At 56.1% G+C, this 20,235-nt stretch carries 16 protein-coding genes; all 16 read right to left on the minus strand.

The features are described from left to right. Positions 1-5: 5 nt before the first annotated feature. The 16 genes from vgrG (FHW71_RS02270) to efeB all read right to left on the minus strand — a co-directional run bounded on the left by vgrG (FHW71_RS02270) (position 6) and on the right by efeB (position 20,234). Entirely contained in the window at positions 6-2,357 is a 2,352-nt protein-coding gene (gene vgrG / locus FHW71_RS02270) for a type VI secretion system tip protein VgrG (RefSeq protein WP_179450351.1), read from the minus strand. 189 nt (positions 2,358-2,546) lie between these two features. After that, positions 2,547-2,909: a hypothetical protein gene (locus FHW71_RS02275; protein ID WP_179449805.1), complete on the minus strand. Its 363-nt coding sequence runs from the start codon at positions 2,907-2,909 to the stop codon at positions 2,547-2,549. 386 nt (positions 2,910-3,295) lie between these two features. Next, positions 3,296-3,685: a hypothetical protein gene (locus tag FHW71_RS02280; protein ID WP_179450349.1), complete on the minus strand. Its 390-nt coding sequence runs from the start codon at positions 3,683-3,685 to the stop codon at positions 3,296-3,298. Beyond that, complete coding sequence (locus tag FHW71_RS02285) at positions 3,686-4,900, minus strand: hypothetical protein (RefSeq protein ID WP_179450347.1); 1,215 nt, start codon at positions 4,898-4,900, stop codon at positions 3,686-3,688. It abuts the gene before it with no gap. Next, positions 4,893-7,415 carry a type VI secretion system tip protein VgrG gene (vgrG, locus tag FHW71_RS02290; RefSeq protein WP_179450345.1) on the minus strand — a complete coding sequence of 841 codons (2,523 nt, stop codon included), beginning with the start codon at positions 7,413-7,415 and terminating at the stop codon, positions 4,893-4,895. The genes FHW71_RS02285 and vgrG (FHW71_RS02290) overlap by 8 nt, the downstream gene beginning before the upstream one ends. Positions 7,416-7,494: 79 nt before the next feature. After that, a complete protein-coding gene (gene yiaA / locus FHW71_RS02295; protein ID WP_179450343.1) occupies positions 7,495-7,932 on the minus strand; it encodes an inner membrane protein YiaA in 438 nt (145 codons plus the stop codon). A gap of 36 nt (positions 7,933-7,968) precedes the next feature. After that, positions 7,969-10,569, minus strand: coding sequence for a type VI secretion system ATPase TssH (gene tssH, locus FHW71_RS02300; RefSeq protein ID WP_179450341.1), 2,601 nt, complete (start codon positions 10,567-10,569; stop codon positions 7,969-7,971). 332 nt (positions 10,570-10,901) lie between these two features. Then, the gene (gene hcp, locus FHW71_RS02305) at positions 10,902-11,393 is read right to left on the minus strand and encodes a type VI secretion system effector Hcp (protein WP_008105313.1); all 492 of its coding nucleotides are present in this window, start codon (positions 11,391-11,393) and stop codon (positions 10,902-10,904) included. 3 nt (positions 11,394-11,396) lie between these two features. Continuing rightward, the gene (locus tag FHW71_RS02310; protein ID WP_179450339.1) at positions 11,397-13,088 is read right to left on the minus strand and encodes an OmpA family protein; all 1,692 of its coding nucleotides are present in this window, start codon (positions 13,086-13,088) and stop codon (positions 11,397-11,399) included. Continuing rightward, positions 13,085-13,759 (minus strand): type VI secretion system protein TssL, short form, encoded by a 675-nt coding sequence (gene tssL / locus FHW71_RS02315; protein ID WP_179450337.1) that lies wholly within the window; start codon positions 13,757-13,759, stop codon positions 13,085-13,087. The genes FHW71_RS02310 and tssL overlap by 4 nt, the downstream gene beginning before the upstream one ends. Beyond that, positions 13,756-15,096 carry a type VI secretion system baseplate subunit TssK gene (gene tssK, locus FHW71_RS02320; protein ID WP_179450335.1) on the minus strand — a complete coding sequence of 447 codons (1,341 nt, stop codon included), beginning with the start codon at positions 15,094-15,096 and terminating at the stop codon, positions 13,756-13,758. Before tssK ends, tssL begins: the two co-directional genes overlap by 4 nt. A 14-nt stretch (positions 15,097-15,110) precedes the next feature. Further along, positions 15,111-16,658 carry a type VI secretion system contractile sheath large subunit gene (tssC, locus tag FHW71_RS02325; protein WP_154189937.1) on the minus strand — a complete coding sequence of 516 codons (1,548 nt, stop codon included), beginning with the start codon at positions 16,656-16,658 and terminating at the stop codon, positions 15,111-15,113. A 29-nt stretch (positions 16,659-16,687) separates the two neighbouring features. Then, on the minus strand, positions 16,688-17,185 hold the full coding sequence (tssB, locus tag FHW71_RS02330; RefSeq protein WP_154157404.1) for a type VI secretion system contractile sheath small subunit: 498 nt from the start codon (positions 17,183-17,185) through the stop codon (positions 16,688-16,690). A 409-nt stretch (positions 17,186-17,594) separates the two neighbouring features. Then, the gene (gene phoH, locus FHW71_RS02335) at positions 17,595-18,383 is read right to left on the minus strand and encodes a phosphate starvation-inducible protein PhoH (RefSeq protein ID WP_008105319.1); all 789 of its coding nucleotides are present in this window, start codon (positions 18,381-18,383) and stop codon (positions 17,595-17,597) included. A 72-nt stretch (positions 18,384-18,455) separates the two neighbouring features. Continuing rightward, entirely contained in the window at positions 18,456-18,659 is a 204-nt protein-coding gene (locus tag FHW71_RS02340; protein ID WP_061718478.1) for a hypothetical protein, read from the minus strand. Between the two features lie 297 nt (positions 18,660-18,956). Further along, on the minus strand, positions 18,957-20,234 hold the full coding sequence (gene efeB / locus FHW71_RS02345) for an iron uptake transporter deferrochelatase/peroxidase subunit (RefSeq protein ID WP_179450333.1): 1,278 nt from the start codon (positions 20,232-20,234) through the stop codon (positions 18,957-18,959). Position 20,235 lies beyond the last annotated feature (1 nt).

Genomic DNA, 20,235 nt, shown 5'->3' on the forward strand with positions numbered 1-20,235 from the left:
CCCTGTCAGGAAAAGGTAAATTTGCCCGAAGGCTCTTTTTTTATTACGGCCAGGCTTGGGAATTCTTCCGGATTGCTCGCCTGTTCCAGCCGGACATACTGGCCCGCTTGCGTGCGGTAATCTCCTGCAGTAGCAGACTCGATCGCATTGGCATCTAACGTGATATAACTCCCGCCGCCGTTCAGCGTGATCTTCTTTTTCGCGATGATTTTGATTTCATCTTCGGTGCTGACGATGCTGATTTCCCTGCGCGCCAGCAGCTCCAGCAGATCGTTCTGCGCCTGCAGCTGTACCGGCCCCTGATTGGCAATCAGCTTTATGCCCAGCTTTCGTACGAACACGCTCAGCGCGTTGCCCACCCCGATGAACAGGTTTTTCATTACGCTGACGTCGGCATTGTTGCCCGCCGTCGCCACCAGATTCTGCGTTGCGGAGAGCTGCAGATGCCCGCCGCTGGTCAGCGCTATGCCGTCCGGTGCGCTCAGCAGCAGCACCGACTTTTTCAGCGCCTGCACCTGCTGCTCCAGTAACGCTATCTGCGCGCGCAGGTCTGCCGGGTTTGCCGTGGCCTTCTGCGCGTCGCCGGATATCTCCGCCATCTGCTCGCGCGCCTGGTTGAGGTTGCCCAGCGCCGCCTGCATGTCTTTCTGCTGCCCCTTTGCCGCCGCCTGCCCGTCCGCGCTGATAAACAGCCCTTTGTTTGCGCGGATGGCGCCCCAGCTGTCGGTGCGCAGCTCGAAGCCTTCGCCGCGCGGCTGGCGTTCGCCGTCCACCAGATGACCGAGGTTGAGCTGGCTTTTGCCACCGTATTCAGTGCTGAGCTTGATGTGCTCCTGGCCGCGCGTGTCGTCGAGGCGCAGCTTGTTGTAGGCGGGCGTGCGCAGCACATTGCGCCTGTAGTTGCGGATGGTGACGTGGTCGGCGCGCGATGAGTCATGCAGCACGCCCGCGATGTACGGACGGTCCGGATTGCCGTGCTCAAAGCCAATTGCCACCTCGGTGCCCGCCAGCAGCGGCAGGTGCAGGCCGTAGGTGTCGCCGGCGAACGGGCGCGACTGGCGCACCCACAGGCTTTCATGCCCGCTTTCCCAGCCCGCACGGTCAAACAGCATGCTGACGCGATAGCGGCCGTCGCGGTCAATGTGCCCATAAGTGTCGTTGGTGGTGGTGCTGGTGATGCGCGCCGGTAAGGTGCCCGCCATCACCGGGCGCGGTGCCGGTTCCGGGCGATAGCCGTAGCGGCCTTCCGCCGGGATGCCGTGAAACGCGGTTTCCATGCTGCTGTCGCGCGCCGCGCGGCAGACCAGCGAGGTGATAACCACGCCGATGCGAAACACCTCCGCCGCGTTGCTGCCGCTGGCGCGCACCACCACGCCGGGCATCAGCGAAGCACAGCTGGATTTGGCGCTGAGCCGCGTCTGGCCGTTGAGGTAGCGCTCGTGGCGCAGCCGGGCGTAGAACGCACCGCTTTCTGTGGCGGGAGTCGCGCTGTACGCCTCGCCCGCCTGCAGGTAGTTATCCGCCCAGTGATAGGCTTCGCCACAGGTGGTGTCGTCGCCGCCGGTGACGTCGGCCTGCGCGTTCATGTCGGCAGTGGCGTCGCGGTAGTTGTAGTCGCGGGTGCTGACGGTTTTCTCCACCACCCGGAAGCGGCTTTCCATCTCCCACACCGACTCCACGCCGTTATCGTGCAGGCCGGACGGCGGCACGGCGGGCAGCGTCAGGCCGGTTTCATAGCCCTGCGGGCCGTCGTAAAACTCCACCACGTCGATGTTAAGGCGCGTGTCGGTAGTGAAGCGGAACCAGATGCCCACTTCCGCCAGCAGGCGCGAGACGAAGCGCAGGTCGTCTTCGTCAAACTGCATTACCTGCTCGCGCTTCGGGTAGTCGCGGCTGAGGGCAAACACGAAGTCCTGACCGCGCATGCCGTGGCGGTCGCGCAGGATGGATTCGACAATCTGCGGCACCGACGCATCCTGCCAGATGGCGTTCTGCCGGGTGCGCGCCAGCAGCGCGAGGCGCGGCTGCAGCGTGATGGCGTAGCGCGCCTCATCGGCCGACATGCCGAGCATATCAAAGCCGGTGACCACGCCCTGCACCACGCGCAGCGGATTAGCCTTGCGCAGCAGGTCGGCGAGGCTCTGCGGTGATGGCTGCAGGGTCAGCGAGGCGGTTTTCATCAGCATGGCTTCGCGGCTGATATTTTTATCAACGCTGGTGAAGATGATTTTCCAGCTGAACGGCACACTCAGCGCTTCTGCGCCTTCAAAGCTGAGTACGCCCAGCGGGGAGGCGCTGTCGGTGACCTTCAGTCGGTGATGGCTGTGACTGAAGAAGGGGATGGCCGTTTTGCTCATGGTTAAATCCTTTTAAAATGCCACGTAAGCGGGGCGTCCATTCGCTCAGAATGGTAAAGGTTATGACGCCTTTTACTAAAGCAACTAACCTAAATTTAATGTTTAAAAAAAGTATAATTTCGATTAACAATTACTCCCTTGACCTATCAGCATTTATTAAGAGGGAGTCGAAACCTGATCTTAATTAAACTAATTCGCCACCTTAATTTTATATATTTTTTCAAAACCTTGGCCTGCACCACCTACCAATCCACCTTTCATTTTTATGCAAAATTCCCTTGGGAATTGAGGTTTCCCTTCAATAACAAACTTATTATATAAGTATTTTGTGTAAAATTTCTCAGTATCAAACTTCAATTTCAACCCTGAATTATAAGGGTGAACCTCATAATGGAAGTCGACAATAGGACCAGAGCCACCAGATACATTCACGGGAACATAATACATTTCCCCAACTCGCCCATCTGGCAGTTCATTTGGTTGAAATGAAACTTTCTTTACACAACCTGAAATAAAAAACACATAAATAAAAAAGAAAATTAGCTTATTCATGTTTTTCAAAGCTCGTTGAAGGTATATCAATCCTATTATTGAGAAAAATATAAAGCACATATATCTATTTAATGATTAATTTATACTTCTTATAAAAACCCCTTTCTGACTTCATTGCCCTAGGGTATAACCAGACACAACAATATTATAACTCCCGGACTTACAAGGGGCGCCAACTATTGTTAGCTTATGATAATAAAAATTCACGCAACCTTCACCTCCAATTTTATATTTTATTGTTTCAGGCTCCCACATTTAATAAATTAGTTTGATTCTCAAATGAACTCCATTCAAACCATACACTTATAACTCTTTTCCGATACCACCTTTTGTTTAATTCATAACGAACACTACAAAAAAGATAAATTAAAAAAATTACTTTTTAATTAATCATTAATTACCAGGCGATACTTACGATAAAATCCAATACCTGAATACATTGTTCCAAGAGTATGCCCTGACACAATAACATCAAAATCACCTACTTTACTCGGGGTGCCGTAAATAATTATCTTATGATAATCTTCATTCATTTTCTCTTCTCCTGCAAAAACATACATTGTTGTTTTCGGCTTCCACATCAGGCCAGAATTAGAAGGAGTTATGATTACCGATACACTAGTTTTATTAACTGGACCTCCCTTTATCTCAATTTCATTATGATATTTTACTTTCAGTGTTGCATTCGAAAGTTTCATTACCTCAGGCAACACTTCGGGACTGGCACTACTACATCCAGAAATTATAACAACAACAAGGATAATTAAAAATTTCATTTATTTTAATGGCTTAAAAGCCACCCCTCCAAATATATGTTTACGTACATAGTCCAAGTCTTTATTTATCTTGATTTGCTGACCAACAATCCCCCATGAAAATAAATTCAATTCAACATTATCGCTGGGATTTGAAAACTCAGTAACGTCTTCTCCTTTGTCATTTTTTAAAGTGCCATCCCATACTATCCAATGATTTTTAGATAGAGTTTCTTTTGGCCCAAAACCAGACAACATTCCGGCTGATATAAGACAGACCACTTTACAACCGTTTCTAGCATGTTCGTTTAAATGAGCAAGATCTTTAACATTACTTCTCAATAAACCTACGTTGCTAAACACCTTTACATATCCAGCTTTTTCAAACCACTTAGTGAGCTTATCCCATACAGTTATACCTGCCACTTGGTCATCTACTTCATCATAACTCATAATTAAATTTTCAGAATCTCTAAGGCTAGCTAAAGTTATCCAATCCAGCCCAGAGATCCTTTCTCCACCATAGGAATAAAAACTTCCCTTAGGGTGTCTGCATCCATCACTAGGACTTATTACTAAATCATTTATTTTGGTTTTACCATATAGCCAAAGTTCGTTAGCAGCTTGCTTATAAACATCAGGTCGATCAATCTGTAGACAATAAAAAAATGCAGCAGGTCCACAAAGACTAGTTTCGCCTTGATTAGGATAACTTCTACGATTCAATCTTGATAGTATTTCAGTCTCAATTTTCCTTTTTTCAAAAGGATCATCAGGGCCGTTAATAGGGTATTCTTTTGCTATAAATGATCTCTCCATACACGTTATACTTACATTTTTTATATTATTATCATCACTATCATTGGCCGGTCTAGTTTGTGTTTTAGCCTCAAAGTAACAAATATTTTCGCGCTTATCATTCGAAAAGCTCTGCCCTGAAACCATTTCTCCCAATGTGTACATTTTTCTTGAAGGAGATTGAGATACCAAAACCAGTTTGCCGCCATGCTTACGATATAAATTCATTTCTAGCATGTAAATTACCGACATAGCGTCTTCGGTATCATTGATTTCATGTTTTTCCGTTTGATGTGAGGATGAGAAAACCTTCTGGAAAACAGAGACTAGAACATGCTTTTCACCTTTGCCATCAATGCGATATATTAGCAAGTCATACAAAAGCTCATGACCAGGAATATTGGATTCTATTTTTGTGTAAACAATATAACTAGGCATTAATTACATCCATAATTAAATTTACCGAAATATCTTGAGCCTGAGCTGAAGTAAATAACTTAGTGTAACCTTTATCATCAGTGAAACCTTCAACTATCGAACCATCAGCTAAATATGCCTTGTAAGGGCTGTTTAAAATTGGAGTTCCATTATCATTTGTAAACAAATATCTAACATTATGGCTTTCATCATCTATAGCATTCGCTAAAGAGTGAAGTTCAGGCTTACTCTGCGATTCTGGTAGCCTATTGTAATGACCGGCTTTAGTTCTGAAGTCTCCCATCGTTGCTAGCTCAATCGCATTAGCATCCAGCGTGATATAACTCCCGCCGCCGTTCAGCGTGATCTTCTTTTTCGCGATGATTTTTATTTCATCTTCGGTGCTGACGATGCTGATTTCTTTCCTGGCCAGCAGCTCCATCAAATCGTTTTGCGCCTGCAGCTGCACCGGTCCCTGATTCGCAATCAGCCTGATGCCCAGCTTTCGCACGAACACGCTCAGCGCGTTGCCCACCCCGATAAACAGGTTCTTCATTACGCTGACGTCGGCATTTTTGCCCGCCGTCGCCACCAGATTCTGCGTCGCTGAAAGTTGCAGATGCCCGCCGCTGGTCAGCGCCATGCCATCCGGCGCGCTCAGCAGCAGCACCGACTTTTTCAGCTCCTGGACCTGCTGCTCAAGCAGCGCTATCTGCGCGCGCAGGTCTGCCGGGTTTGCAGTGGCCTTCTGCGCGTCGCCGGATATCTCCGCCATCTGCTCGCGCGCCTGGTTGAGGTTGCCCAGCGCCGCCTGCATGTCTTTCTGCTGCCCCTGTGCCGCCGCCTGCCCGTCCGCGCTGATAAACAGCCCTTTGTTTGCGCGGATGGCGCCCCAGCTGTCGGTGCGCAGCTCGAAACCTTCGCCGCGCGGCTGGCGTTCGCCGTCCACCAGATGACCGAGGTTGAGCTGGCTTTTGCCACCGTATTCAGTGCTGAGCTTGATGTGCTCCTGGCCGCGCGTGTCGTCGAGGCGCAGCTTGTTGTTGGCGGGCGTGCGCAGCACGTTGCGCCTGTAGTTGCGGATGGTGACGTGGTCGGCGCGGGACGAGTCGTGCAGCACGCCGGCGATGTACGGACGGTCCAGTTTGCCGTGCTCAAAGCCAATCGCCACCTCAGTGCCCGCCAGCAGCGGCAGGTGCAGGCCGTAGGTGTCGCCGGCGAACGGGCGCGACTGGCGTACCCACAGGCTTTCGTGCCCGCTTTCCCAGCCCGCACGGTCAAACAGCATATTGACGCGATAGCGGCCGTCGCGGTCGATGTGGCCGTAGGTGTCGTTGGTGGTGGTGCTGGTGATGCGCGCCGGTAAGGTGCCCGCCATCACCGGGCGCGGTGCCGGTTCCGGACGGTAGCCATAGCGGCCTTCCGCCGGGATACCCTGAAACAGGGTTTCCATGCTGCTGTCGCGCGCCGCGCGGCACAGCAGCGAGGTGATAACCACGCCGCTGCGGAACACTTCCGCCACGTTGTCGCCGCCGCTGGCGCGCACCACCACTCCGGGCATTAGCGTCGCGCTGCTGGATTTGGCGCTGAGCTGCGTCTGGCGGTTGAGGTAACGCTCGTGGCGCAGCCGGGCGTAGAACGCGCCGCTTTCAGTTGCCGGCGTTGCGCTGTAAGCCTCGCCCGCCTGCAGGTAGTTATCCGCCCAGTGATAGGCTTCGCCGTAAGTGGTGTCGTCGCCGCCGGTGACGTCGGCCTGCGCGTTCATATCGGCGGTGGCGTCGCGGTAGTTGTAGTCGCGCGTGCTGACGGTTTTCTCCACCACCCGGAAGCGGCTTTCCATCGCCCACACCGACTCCGTGCCGCTGTCGTGCAGGCCGGACGGCGGCACGGCGGGCAGCGTCAGGCCGGTTTCATAGCCCTGCGGCCCGTCGTAAAACTCCACCACGTCGATGTTAAGCCGCGTGTCGGTGGTGAAGCGGAACCAGATGCCGACCTCCGCCAGCAGGCGCGAGACGAAGCGCAGGTCGTCTTCGTCAAACTGCATTACCTGCTCGCGCTTTGGGTAGTCGCGGCTGAGGCTGAACACGAAGTCCTGGCCACGCATACCGTGGCGGTCGCGCAGGATGGATTCGACAATCTGCGGCACCGACGCATCCTGCCAGATGGCGTTCTGCCGGGTGCGCGCCAGCAGCGCGAGGCGCGGCTGCAGCGTGATGGCGTAGTGCGCTTCGTCGGCGGACACGCCGAGCGTATCAAAACCGGTGACCACGCCCTGCACCACGCGCAGCGGTTCGGCTTTGCGCAGCAGGTCCGCAAGGCTCTGCGGCGATGGCTGCAGGGTCAGCGACGCGGTTTTCAGCAGCATGGCTTCGCGGGTGATGTGCATGTCAGTGCTGGTAAAGATAATTTTCCAGCTGAACGGCGCGCTCAGCGCTTCTGCGCCTTCAAAGCTGAGCACGTCCAGCGGGGAGGCGCTGTCGGTGACCTTCAGCCGATGATGGCTGTGGCTGAACAGAGTAATAGCCGTATCTGTCATGATTAAATCCTTTTAATTCGCTGTTCTGACTTTACCTTTCTCCCGCACCTAAGGCGGCCGCGTGAGTATTAGGTGAATGTCAGGACTGAGGTTCCTGGCTTTCCTCAGTAGCGTTTTCAGTCACGCTGTGCATACCGTCACGGGTGTTTTTCTGTACCGCTACAGCACCGAATAACGCCATGAAAAACGACACGCCGTAAAAGCCTTTTTCGCTCGGCATCAGCGTTGCATTCCACAGCCCAGCAACCAGCAACACCACGGCAATAGTGAAGGCCAGCAGGCAAACCAAGTGATAAAGGTGCGTAGTCGGAATACCTTCCAGACGGTCGCGTACGGTTTTTTGCAGCGAAACCGCCGCGAACAGTCCGAGGATCAGCACCGCAAAGTAGTAGCCTTTTTCATTCAGCTGCCTATCCGCGCGCCACAGGCCCGCCAGATAAACCAGCGTGCCGCCGAGCATGGCAATCCAGGAAATCGCAATAAACGCAGGTGAAACGGGGATATTATGGGTTTTCATACACTCTCCTTGTTATTAAAAAAGAACGTCACATGTTCAGAAGATAAAGCTCACTTCGCCTTCGTCATTGGTGTCCAGCGTCAGGCTGTTGCCTAAGGTGCCGCTGGCGCGGTGCTGCAAAATCATCTGACTCAGCACCGGCAAAATCTGCTGGTTGAGCAGGCTGTCGACGTTGCGCGCGCCGGTGTCCGGCAGCAGGCAGGCGTCGGTGAGCATTTCGTACAGCCCGTCGCCGATGGTGGTGCGGATGCCGTAATGGCGTTGCAGCCGCTGGCTCACCTGGCTGAGCTTCATCTCCACGATGATGCGCATGGCGTCGCGCGCCAGCGGGCGGTAAATCACCGTCTGGAAGCGGGCCAGCAGCGCCGGCTGGAAGTGGTCGCGCAGGATCGGGCGCAGGTACTCCTGAAGGTCGGCTTCGGCAGCATCTGGGGTTTCATCCAGCAGCTGCATTAATACGTCGCTGCCGAGGTTGGAGGTCATCAGAATCACAGTGTTTCGGAAGTCGATTTCACGCCCTTCCCCGTCGCGCATAAAGCCGCGATCAAACACCTGATAGAACAAATTGATGACATCGCGGTGCGCCTTTTCCACTTCGTCGAGCAGCACCACGCTGTATGGGCGCTTGCGCACCGCTTCGGTGAGAATGCCGCCCTGGCCGTAGCCGACGTAACCCGGCGGCGAGCCTTTGAGCTGGGAAACGGTGTGCGCTTCCTGATATTCGCTGAGGTTGATGGTAATCAGCGACTTCTCGCCGCCGTACAACAAATCCGCCAGCGCCAGCGCGGTTTCGGTTTTGCCGGTGCCGCTGGTGCCGACCAGCAGGAACACACCCTGCGGGCCGTTTTCTGAGGTGAGTCCGGTTTTTGAGGCGCGCAGGCGCTGCGCGATGGCATTGAGCGCCGCGTCCTGCCCGACCACGCGGGTGGCAAGCTGGTTTTCCAGCGCCAGCAGTTCCGCCTGCTCGTCCTTCATTAATGAGGAGAGCGGTACGCCGGTCCAGTCGGCAATCACGGCCGCCACGATGCGCGCGTCCACGTCGGCGGTCAGCAGCGGCTCGCCGGGCTGCAGCGCGTCGAGGTCGGTCTGAAGCTGTGTGATAGCGCTGCGCTGGCTGGCGTCTTTGCGGCCTTCCAGCAGCTCTTGCATCAGCGACCGCACGATGCCGTAACGCTGCTCCAGCGCCTCCAGCTCTTCATCGGTTACAGCAATCAGGCCGGCGATTTCTGCCAGACGTTCCTGCGGGATGGCACCGCCGAGCGCCTCGTCGTCGAGAATGGCGCGCTGCTCGATGTTCAGCGCATCCAGCTTCGCCCTTAAGCGGGTAATCGCTTCCGGCACCGTGTCCTGGCTCATGCGCACGCGCGCGGCGGCGGTGTCGAGCAGGTCAACCGCCTTGTCCGGCAGCTGGCGTCCGGTGAGGTAACGCCGCGACAGCGTGACGGCGGCGCGCACCGCCGCGTCGGTGATGTGTACGCCGTGATGCTCCGCGTAGCGCGACTTGAGTCCACGCAGCATCAGGCAGGCAGTGTCGTCGTCCGGCTCATCCACCTTCACCATCTGGAAGCGGCGCTCCAGCGCGGCGTCCTTCTCAAAATACTGTTTGTACTCGCTCCACGTTGTCGCGGCGATGGTGCGCAGTTCGCCGCGCGCCAGAGCCGGTTTCAGCAGGTTGGCCGCGTCCGCGCCGCCCGCTGCGTTGCCCGCGCCGATGATGGTGTGCGCCTCGTCGATAAACAGCAGCACCGGGTCTGGCGCGGCCTGCACCTCGGTGATGATGTTCTTCAGGCGCTGCTCGAATTCGCCCTTCACGCCTGCGCCCGCCTGCAGCATGCCGAGGTCCAGCGTATGCACGCTCACCGGCTTCAGGCTGTCCGGCACGTTGCCTTCGGCGATGCGCAGCGCCAGCCCTTCCACCAGCGCGGTTTTGCCCACGCCCGGCTCGCCGACCAGAATCGGGTTGTTCTTGCGGCGGCGCGACAGGATATCCACCATCTGGCGGATTTCGTTGTCGCGGCCAAAGACCGGGTCGATTTTGCCGCTGCGCGCATCGGCGGTGACGTCGCGGGTGAAGCGGGTCAGCGCTTCGGTGGATGCGGTTCTGGTTTCGCCTGCGGGAGCTTGTTCAAGGGTGCTAATCGGCATCTCTGGCTGCTCGGCCTCTGCACGCTCGTCAGACTGTGCTTCGAGCATCGGCTGCAGGCGCTCGAGCTGGCTCATGCGCAGGCTCAGCAGCGGCCACAGTCCTTCACAGCGCACCAGCGACGGCTGTTCGGCCAGCGCCATTAGTAAGTGGATGCTGCGGATTTGCGGCGAATTATCAGATGCCGAGGCCATCAGCCACGCCTGCTTTAACAGCGCTTCTAATGAGGAAGAAAGCTGCGGCCGCCCGCGCACCGCGCGCGGCTGGCGGTCGAGAAACGCCAGTAAATCCTGCCAGATGGCGTCCATATCCCACTCGTAGCGACGCGCAATTACCGTGATGTCGCCCTCGCCCTGCTCCAGCAGCTTGAGCAGCCAGTGTTCCGGCTGGATTTCAGCGTGCGCGCGGATCTGACACAGCGAGGCGGTGGATTCCAGCGCCTGCGCGCAGAACGGATTGAGGCGACGCAGAAGCGCGGCTGACTGACTGTCCATGGCAAAATCTCCTGATTGGGGGCACGCTACCGCCCGTCGCCGTTAACCAAAGCGCATAAGGCAGGTAGGTTGAAAGGTGGAAAATGACTTGTGATTTCACCCAACGAGGATGGAATCACCAGGCATCTGGCGTGGTGGGTATTAAGGTCGCCATGAATGGCGACCCTACGATCCTCCGGGTTGAAAAATCCCAGCCCGGCGGAGGGATTACGCTAAATAGTTCGTGTCGCAGGAGGGCGGCAAGCGAGTGCAGCCCCGGGAGCTTACATAAGTAAGTGACCGGGGTGCGCGAGCGCAGCCAACGCACCTGCGGCGCGAAATATGACGCGTAATCAGGCGGTGGCGCGTTCGTTCCAGGAATCGGAGTGAATAATGTTGCCGTCTTTGTAGGTCCAGGTTATTTTTTCGTAGCGCAGCTCAATCTGCTCCAGATGGTTGTGCTTCTCTTTCGACGGGTCCTTAACGTCATGCATCACCGGATTGACCTTCACCACCTTCACGTTTTCCAGCTTGGTGTTGAAGTACTCCACTTCCTGGCCGGCGTCGCTGATGCGGTACCATTTGAACTCGGCAGACTTCAGCGTCTGGCCGGTGGTGACCGCCTTGTAGAGGTACGGGCTGGACGAGTCGATTTCCTTGGTGAACAGGAACGGCGTGTGAATACGCGTGCCGGTCAGTTTGCCAGTGTTGTTGTCAGTCGGGATGTACAGGTTATGTTCCTGCGCCACCACTTCGATGCTGCCTTCACGGTCCTGTACGTCCACCGATCCCTTGATGTCCGCACCGCCGTCGTCCTTCAGCCACAGATAAACCGGAATTGCCATGTGTTACTCCTTTTCTTCATGATTGCCGTCACCATCCTGTGATGACGGAGGGATTGCGTCCGCTGCCTGGCAGGCGTCGGCCTGCGGCACCAGACTGATTTCAACGCGCCGGTTGGCCGCGCGGCCTTCGGCAGTGTCGTTAGTCGCCATCGGACGGCTCTGGCCGAAGCCCTGCACCGCAAAGCAGCTCTCATCCACGTCGCCGGTGTCGCGCATCCAGTCGCGCACCGCTTCAGCGCGCTTCAGCGACAGGCGCTGATTCAGCGCCGGGTTGCCGGTATCATCGGTGTAACCCGCGACCACAATCAGCCAGCCCGCGCGCGCTTTGATGTTGACCAGCGCGTTCACCATCACTTTGGTAGAGCCGGTTTTCAGATCGGATTTGCCGGAATCGAACAGCGACATCGCGTCCAGCCGCACCAGCGTGGGTTGCGGTTTTGGCTTCGGTGCAGGTTTTGGCTTAGGTTCAGGTATCCAGGTACTAATGGCGTGCAGTACCGGCAGATGCAGATGCCCGCCCTGATAAAGCCCCAGACTCAGGCGCAGCGGCGCGCCCTGACGTGCATAGTTGTCGAGCTGACTCGCGTCCTCGCGCAGCACCTGCACAGCAGCGAGCTTCGGCGCGTAGTCGGTCATGGCAATACGGTTGTAGTGTTCGAGGTCGAATACGATGCGATGGATTAGCGACTGGTTGTTCCAGGCCACCGCACAGAGTGCGATTACTGCGGCAACGGCGAAGGCCGTGATCGCCGTGCGCAACGCGCGGATGCCCGGCGTCAGGCCACGGCCTTCTGGAAGCAGCGGAAGGATAAAGTCGGGCAGTATGACGGGCGTATTCGCAGCGGTACCGGCGCTGCGGATAGTGGTGTGCTGCCACAGCCAGGCGCACCACAGAGAGTCATTGCCGGCGCCCGGCATAGCGGGTTGCAGCTGCAACACATATGCGGCGGGTATCACGGCGGCGACATCACTGTGCGCCTCTGTCAGCACGCGCAGCACATGCTGACGCGTCCACGCATCCAGCGAGTTGAGCAGGACCTGCTGCTGCATCGCCACGCTGCCACCCGACTGCAGCCATTCGCTGATGCCACGCGGTGAGTTGTCGTCCTGCCAGATTTGTGGACTATTTCCCTCCAGCTGAACCTGCCAAAGTGGTTCAGCGCACTGCGTCATCTCGCCGGCAACGCCGATGTTAAGCAGTAGCGGCAGCGACTGACGGGTTTCACGGCGCAGTAACGCAATTTGCCAGCGCAGAGCAAACAGCGCATTTTCCAGCGCTGCGCTGTCCTGCTGTTGCTGTGGACTGATATTGAGGCAGATTGAAATCTGGCGGCCCCAGTCGGGGCGCATCATTAACAGCTGGCGCACGCTGTGCTGGAGTGCGCTGCTATCGGCAACGTGAATAAAGCAGCCTTGCGGCAGCACGCGTACCGCTTCCTCATCCGACAGGCCGCTTGCATTGCAGCAAAGCACCACCGGCTGACGATAAACTGCATCGGGCAAATCAGTCCATTCCTGACTCCTCACATGCTTGCGGCGGCGCAGCACTCTGAACGTTACCGTGCCAGCAAGCAGCAGTATCGCCAGCAACACGAGGAAATCGCTGCTACGCGTAAAGCTCAGAAACTGCGTGCACAGAACCGCCGCAAGCAGCCAAATCCAGAGCACCAGCAGGCGCGGTAGCAGCGAGGTCATCCTTTGACTCCGGGCAGCAGCGTCGTGATCAGGTGATCGAGCCAGTGATTCAGCCCCCACCACAGCGCGGCCAGCAGCAGCGCGGTCAGGCCAAGACGTGCAGGCCAGCTGCTTAACCAACCCGTGCGCAACCCACCGCTTGCCAGCGATAACAACGGCGCATCCGCCGCACGCGTGAAAGGTGGTACGCGCTTAGTTAGCGCGCTCACCAGCTGCTGGCGCGCGGGTGCATCAATGGAGGTATATCCGCCGAGAAAGCCGAGCATCATCACGCGGTGAAAACAGGTCAGCACCATTTCATCGGCTTCCGGCTGCGCCAGCACCTGCTGCATGCGGTCGCACAACGTTTCGCCCGCATCCATGGTCTGTAAAAAATGGCCCTGTAGCGGCATGTGATACCACTGCACGCAGGCATCATCCTGCACGCCGCGCCCTTTCACCGCCTCATCCAGCAGCGCGCACTGCGCCAGCAGAATGTCATTACGGCTCTCGCGGCTGACGCCCGCATCACGCAGTGTGAGCTGCACCCGCTCCGCATCACTGACGCAGCGTTGCCACAGTGCCAGCCCTTCACCGTCGGAAAATGTCGGTCCATGACGCAGGCTGATCACCTGCAGCCAGGTGTTCTGCAGCAGCGCATCAATATCGATATTTTTTGCTTCAGTACTCATGATTTCAGCACCGTGAAGAGTTCAAGCTCCGGATCACCGAGCGTGCCGGGGACATAAAACATGCAGCTGCCGCTTTCGAGCATCGCGCGTGCCGCCGGATGCGACAGATCCAGCGAGAAATACTGGTTCTCCAGACGCAGCGGGATCGCCGCAGGCACGTGGCTGAGCGGCTTAAGCGGAATGCCCAGTTGCGAACTGTTGACCAACGCAGTCACGTCATCCGGACTGCCGACTTTGCACTGACGCGGGAACTGCTCCTGCAGTTGCGCCACCGGCAGCGGGGAGCGCACCGACAGGTAGAAATCGGCTTCCTCGCGCAGGCGTGGATCGTTGAGGCGCGCCTGCCACTGACGCAGACGGCTGTCGTGCGTCATGTCGATTGCCACCATGCGCGACGGCAGGCTGGCTTCCAGCAGCGTGCCGAGCAGACTGAATAGCGGTGGGAACACCTCATTCAAATTTTCATGGCGATACACCGGGATAGCGCTGACCTGATGTTCGAGCGAGAACGTCAACAGGCTACCGGCGAGTCGCGCCAGTTCGGGATAAAGCCGTTCCGGCGGGCTCTGCGGATGACGCTGAAAATCGGCCAGCAGTGGTTCGGCGCTGTTTAGCGCGTTGAGCAGCCAGAACAGCGACACGTCGGCAACGGCAAAATCGGCCATGCGCTGGTTGCTTTCGCGGCGCATCGCCATCAGACGCACCAGCCGTGCACGCAGCTGCGTCACCAGTTGTTCAAGTGCCGTCATCAGCCACGGGCTGGATTGCAGGGTCAGCAGCGGCGGCAGGAACTGGCTGTCCAGCGCCCAGCCGCCCTGCGCATCCTGCTGCAGACGCGCCACCGGACAGGTCAGCCAGTCGCTGTTGTCCTGATGTGCATAACGCAGCGTCAGTTCAGGCTGCAATACCGCAACCTGCCGGGTGTCGTCCCCGAACAGGTTGCGGATATCGCGCCAGCGCTGACGGAATCGTACCGGACGCTCCGCCACGTCGCTCTCCTGCAGGCAGTTGCCGCCGTTGGCGTAGAGCTGCGGCAGCGCCAGAACAACCGTCACTTCCTTCTGCTCCGCCTCAAGCGTCAACGTCGGTGGCAGCGGATCGGCGTTGTGGGTATCGATCAGCGTGCCATCACGAAAACGCAGGTGCAGATGACGCGGCTTGACCCGGCCAAGCTTCAGCGCATCCGGCTCAAACTCAACCTTAAATACGCCCCACGGCTGATTAAGCCCCATGCGCGCAATGCACTCGCTGTGCCACGCCTGCCAGGCGGACTGCTGCTGAAAGTGCTGGGGCGAGATCATGGTGCCCCGGCCCCAGAGTGGTTGTTCTGTTTTCATCCCTGAGTTCCGCCTTACGCTTTAGCTTTCGGCATCTGAGAAACCAGCGACAGGTTCACGTCCATGCCTTCCACCTGGAAGTGCGGGATAGCGAACAGCTTGACGCGGAAGAAGCCCGGGTTGTCCTCGATATCTTCCACCAGCACTTTCGCATCGCGCAGCGGATGTGAAGACTGCAGCTCGTCGCCCGGATCGGTCATCTCGGTCACCAGCGTACGCACCCAGGTATTCAGCTCAAGCTCCAGCAGGCGGCGGTCTTTAGTGGTGCCGATGTTTTCGCGCTGAATAAGCTTCAGGTAGTGCGCGATGCGCGACAGCAGGAAGATGTAAGGCAGACGCGCGTTGATGCGGCTGTTGGCGGTGGCATCGGCGGTGTCATACAGCGCCGGTTTTTGCGTTGAGTTTGCCGAGAAGAAGCAGGCGTAATCGCGGTTCTTATAATAAGAGAGCGGGATAAAGCCGAGGTTAGCAAACTCGAACTCGCGTGTTTCCGGAATCATCACCTCAGACGGGATTTTCACCTGGTTGCCGGTGCCCAAATCGTACAGATGGATCGGCAGATCCTGCACCGCACCGCCTGCCTGCGGGCCACGGATTTGCACGCACCAGCCGTTGCTGATGAAGCTCTGCACCATGTTGGCAGCAAAGGCGAACGACGCGTTAGTCCACAAGTATTTATCGTGATCCGGGCCTTTCACTTCTTCGATGTAGTTGAAGCTGCGCACTGGCACGGTGTCCGGGCCATACGGCAAGCGACCGAGCACGCGCGGCATGGTCAGGCCGATGTAGCGTGAATCATCGGTGTCACGGAATGACTTCCACTTGATGTATTCGGCGCGGTCAAAGTAGTTGCCGATGTCTTTAATCGCCGCCACTTCTTCCATTGAGTCTTTGAGGAAAAACTGCGGGCCGACCGAACCGATAAACGGCATATGCGCAGAGGCCGCCACTTTCGACAGGTTACGCAGCAGCGCGATGTCCTGCGCAGACGCATCGAACTCATAAGCTGAAATCACTGCGCCAATCGGCTCGCCGCCCGGCGTGTCGTATTCAGCGACGTAGGTTTGCAGATAGAGCCCACTCTGAATGATTTCCGGCGCGTCTTCAAAGTCCTGACGCAGGTCGTCTTTCGACACGTCCAGCACTTCGATTTTAACGTTCTGGCGGAAGTCGGTTTTATCCACCAGCGACTTAAGGCCGCGCCACGCCGATTCCACTTTCTGGAACTCGTCGTGATGCATCACCGCGTCGAGCTGACGGCTGATCTGGCGATCCAGCTCAGCGATATGGTGATCCAGCAGGTTTTTATCCAGCTTCTCGACCTTCGCGCCGCTGATTTTCAGGCGCGTCAAAAACACCTGCATCGCGGCGGTGACGCGCTCGTCGGCGGTGGCATCAGACATCGCCTGATTGTCCTGCCAGACGTTGAGGTCACTCAGCTCTGATACCGGATTGAGGTTGATTTTTTCAAACAGCGACGCGTAGACGCCGCCCGCTGCCGGGCGATCCAGCACGGTGGTTGCACCATTGGCATGGGTTTCATTCTGAACTGACATCAGCATTCTCTCTCTATAGTCCGTTACGGGGATGATCAGGCTTGATCGGTGGCTAACGCAGACAGCTCGCTACGCAGTTCGTCGCTAAGTGCCGGGTCTTTCAGGATGGCTTCCAGCTCTTTGCGGAAGGTGACGTTATCCAGCAGGTTAGATTTGAGGTCGCGCAGCAGGTTGCGCATCGCCAGCATGGCGCGCAGCTGAGGGATTTGGCGGGCAACCTGCTCCGGCTCGAAGTCCTTCATGTCGCGGAAGTTCAGTGCCACGTTCTCTTCGCTGCCGTCGCCAGCGAGTGTGTTTGGCACAGCAAACGACACCGCAGGCGCGATATCGGCCAGCACGCTGTTGAAGTTGTTTTTGTTGACGTTGATTTTTTCGCGTTCAGACAGCGGGCGGTCTTCAGCACCGTTACTGAAATCGCCGGTCACCAGCAGTTTGAGAGGAAGCTCGGTCTTCTTTGCCGCTCCACCTGTGTGCAGGTCGAGTTTTAAATTGATACGGGCTTTGGGGATTTCATTCTGGTAAGAGTTGCTCATGTTTACTCCTTGTAAAAATGGCGCGGAAAGCACGCGTAGGCACACTTTCCCTGTGTGTTACCGCGCGAATATATAGCTGGAAATTTTAGAAGGCAATAAAGCGAGACGATCTTTGTGATCTGATTTATATAGGAAATTTCTTAAGATTTGAGTTAAGGCATTGATGAACACTGAAAAAGCATCCAGGATTATTCCCAAAATTATTATTTGGATTGTCGAGATACTTTTGCAGGCGACACTTTTTCAAAGATAAATAATAAAGCGACATTAATCGTTGTCGTAAAGTGAAAATTCGGGGGTTGGGGCAAGCGATGCTGAGAAAAAACCGCCCGATTGTATGCCATCATCCCGCACATAAAAAACCCGGCTCGCGCCGGGTTTTGCTTAGGCTACATTCTCAATCAAACGGTTAACTGTAAGCGTGCAGCGTGCGTTGGCACAGCGCTGAACGGACGCAATCCTCTTTGCCGAAACGCACCACGCCAATCATCTCATCCTCTTCGAAGCGCGCTAACGCATCGGCGAGACCAGATTTAGCATGGGACGGCAGGTCGCACTGGGTGATATCGCCGTTGACGATAACCGTCACGTTTTCCCCCAGGCGAGTCAGGAACATCTTCATCTGTGCGGCGGTGACGTTTTGTGCCTCATCAAGGATCACCACAGCATTTTCAAAGGTACGTCCACGCATGTAGGCGAAGGGCGCGATCTCTACCTTGGCAATTTCAGGCCGCAGGCAGTATTGCATAAAGGAAGCGCCGAGACGTTTAACCAGAACGTCATATACCGGTCGGAAATAAGGCGCGAATTTCTCGGAAATGTCTCCGGGGAGGAAACCGAGATCTTCATCCGCCTGCAGAACCGGGCGCGTCACGATAATCCTTTCGATATCCTTATTGATCAGGGCCTCAGCCGCTTTGGCTGCGCTAATCCAGGTTTTTCCGCAGCCGGCTTCACCGGTGGCGAAAATAAGCTGTTTCGTTTCTATGGCATGGAGATAGTGTGCCTGAGCTTCATTTCTGGCTTCAATCGGCCCGCGGTCACGTGCATCACGCGCCATACCAATCGAATCCAACCCACCCATTTGCACCAGCGAAGTGACCGATTCTTCTTCACGCTGACGGTGACTGCGAGAGTCGCTACGAATAACGCGTCTTGCTTCACGACGTGCTTTGATCACTGCTTTCTGTCTTCCCATAGTGGCACCTTACAGTTGGTTTCATTTATCGCGGCGGATCACCCGCGGCGATGACTTGAACGCTTTAGAGGTTTAGTTGGCTTCCTTGTAAGCCGTGTCGAGCCAGTGAGAATGGTACGCATCAGCGCCGAGACGCAGGCGCGCACCGGTAAAGAAAATGAGATTGAACGAGAACGATGTTTGAAAAGTAGAGAGGTTGTTTAGCAGGGAAGAAATCCCCCGCAGTGTACTGCGTGTGTTGAAACTATTTAACTGTCCCAGAGAGAGACGAATCATGCGCGAACTCCAGTGGCTTAGCCACACAACTGACAACGCTTATGAATAAAGTGCATCATATTTGCGGTGGTTTGCAACATTAATTTTACGTCCCGATAAAGAAAAAAAGATAAGCGAAGCCTGAGGTCTTTTACCTTAAATTAAATTTTGTAGATTTATCAGATGGATGGTTTATTGGCGGGTGGTAGAACTTTTTAGGAACATTCGGAAACGACTACGTCCAGCGTAAAGTTTAAGGAATGCTTAACAAACGCGCCTGCGTATCGCTAGCCTACGCAGGCGCTGCACATTTATTAATCAGGCCTGCAGTAACGATTGCCCGAGATAATGGTTTTTATCCGCCACGCCCGGCAGTGCGAAAAAGTATCCGCCGCCAACCGGGCGAATATATTCTTCCAGCGCTTCGCCATTCAGGCGCTGCTGCACGGTAATAAAGCCTTTGGCTAAATCATGTTGGTAACAGACAAACAATAAACCCATATCCAGCTGACCCGATCCGGTAATACCGCTGGAATAGCTGTAACCGCGCCGCAGCATCAAGCTGCTATCGGTTTCCGGCGTACGTGGGTTGGCGAGACGAATATGCGCATCCAGCGCAATTAAATCACCATCGGGATCTTTGCTGTAATCCGGTACGTCATGCTCGTTTTTCATGCCGAGCGGCGCACCCGATAACTTCTCACGGCCAAAGATGGTTTGCTGCTCGCCGAGCGGCGTGCGGTCCCACATTTCGACATGAAAACGGATGATGCGCACCGCCTGATAGCTGCCGCCACGCGTCCACGCCGGTTCCTGCTGCTCGTCGGTAACCCACAACAGCTGGTTCATCAACGTCGGATTATGGGTATCAGGATTTGCGGTGCCATCTTTGAATCCCAGCAGGTTGATCGGCGTTTCTTTGCCGTTGCTGCGCGCCGCATGGTCAGCAATAAAGCCGTCGCGACGCCAGCGCACCGCCAGCAGATCCGGCGTACGTTTGATGATGTCACGCAGCGCGTGAATCACCGTGTCCTGCGTGTTGGCGCAGATCTGTAGCAGCAGGTCGCCGTGGCACTGTTCAGCATCCAGCGAATCATTGGGAAAACGTGTCATGGTTTGCAGCTGCGCCGGCTTGTGTTTGCTCAAGCCGAAGCGCTCATCAAACAGCGCCGTGCCCACCGACAAGGTCATGGTGAGATTATCAGGCGCGATATCGGCACCGAGAATCCCTGAATCCATTGGCGGCAACTGCGGATTGGTGACTGCAGGCGCTGGTCCACCTTGCGTGAGAAACGCGAAGCGCTCGGTCAGCAAGCGGAACAGGCGTTCAAGCTCGGCTTTATCGCTGGCCAGCACATCGAACGCCACCAGCATCATCGAGGCCTGCTGCGGCGTAACGATACCGGCTTGATGATCGCCGTAAAAAGGTTGCGCCTGCTGGCGCGAGTTGGGTGCAACCGTGCCGGGAGAGAAGCTATCGGCGGCGGCCGTGTGGAACGGACAACCGGCGCCGAGGGCGGCCGCGCCGCCCAACATGCCTAATCCCTGCAATAATCGACGACGCGACGGCTGCGCCGCGTCATTTTTATCACTCATG

The organism is Enterobacter sp. Sphag1F (assembly GCF_014193275.1).
GTDB classification, from domain to species: Bacteria; Pseudomonadota; Gammaproteobacteria; order Enterobacterales; family Enterobacteriaceae; genus Pantoea; species Pantoea symbiotica.

Coding starts and splice junctions, on each gene's coding strand:
- vgrG (WP_179450351.1), bottom strand. CDS start 2,357: ATGAGCAAAACGGCCATCCCCTTCTTCAGTCACAGCCATCACCGACTG.
- FHW71_RS02275 (WP_179449805.1), bottom strand. CDS start 2,909: ATGAATAAGCTAATTTTCTTTTTTATTTATGTGTTTTTTATTTCAGGT.
- FHW71_RS02280 (WP_179450349.1), bottom strand. CDS start 3,685: ATGAAATTTTTAATTATCCTTGTTGTTGTTATAATTTCTGGATGTAGT.
- FHW71_RS02285 (WP_179450347.1), bottom strand. CDS start 4,900: ATGCCTAGTTATATTGTTTACACAAAAATAGAATCCAATATTCCTGGT.
- vgrG (WP_179450345.1), bottom strand. CDS start 7,415: ATGACAGATACGGCTATTACTCTGTTCAGCCACAGCCATCATCGGCTG.
- yiaA (WP_179450343.1), bottom strand. CDS start 7,932: ATGAAAACCCATAATATCCCCGTTTCACCTGCGTTTATTGCGATTTCC.
- tssH (WP_179450341.1), bottom strand. CDS start 10,569: ATGGACAGTCAGTCAGCCGCGCTTCTGCGTCGCCTCAATCCGTTCTGC.
- hcp (WP_008105313.1), bottom strand. CDS start 11,393: ATGGCAATTCCGGTTTATCTGTGGCTGAAGGACGACGGCGGTGCGGAC.
- FHW71_RS02310 (WP_179450339.1), bottom strand. CDS start 13,088: ATGACCTCGCTGCTACCGCGCCTGCTGGTGCTCTGGATTTGGCTGCTT.
- tssL (WP_179450337.1), bottom strand. CDS start 13,759: ATGAGTACTGAAGCAAAAAATATCGATATTGATGCGCTGCTGCAGAAC.
- tssK (WP_179450335.1), bottom strand. CDS start 15,096: ATGAAAACAGAACAACCACTCTGGGGCCGGGGCACCATGATCTCGCCC.
- tssC (WP_154189937.1), bottom strand. CDS start 16,658: ATGCTGATGTCAGTTCAGAATGAAACCCATGCCAATGGTGCAACCACC.
- tssB (WP_154157404.1), bottom strand. CDS start 17,185: ATGAGCAACTCTTACCAGAATGAAATCCCCAAAGCCCGTATCAATTTA.
- phoH (WP_008105319.1), bottom strand. CDS start 18,383: ATGGGAAGACAGAAAGCAGTGATCAAAGCACGTCGTGAAGCAAGACGC.
- FHW71_RS02340 (WP_061718478.1), bottom strand. CDS start 18,659: ATGATTCGTCTCTCTCTGGGACAGTTAAATAGTTTCAACACACGCAGT.
- efeB (WP_179450333.1), bottom strand. CDS start 20,234: ATGAGTGATAAAAATGACGCGGCGCAGCCGTCGCGTCGTCGATTATTG.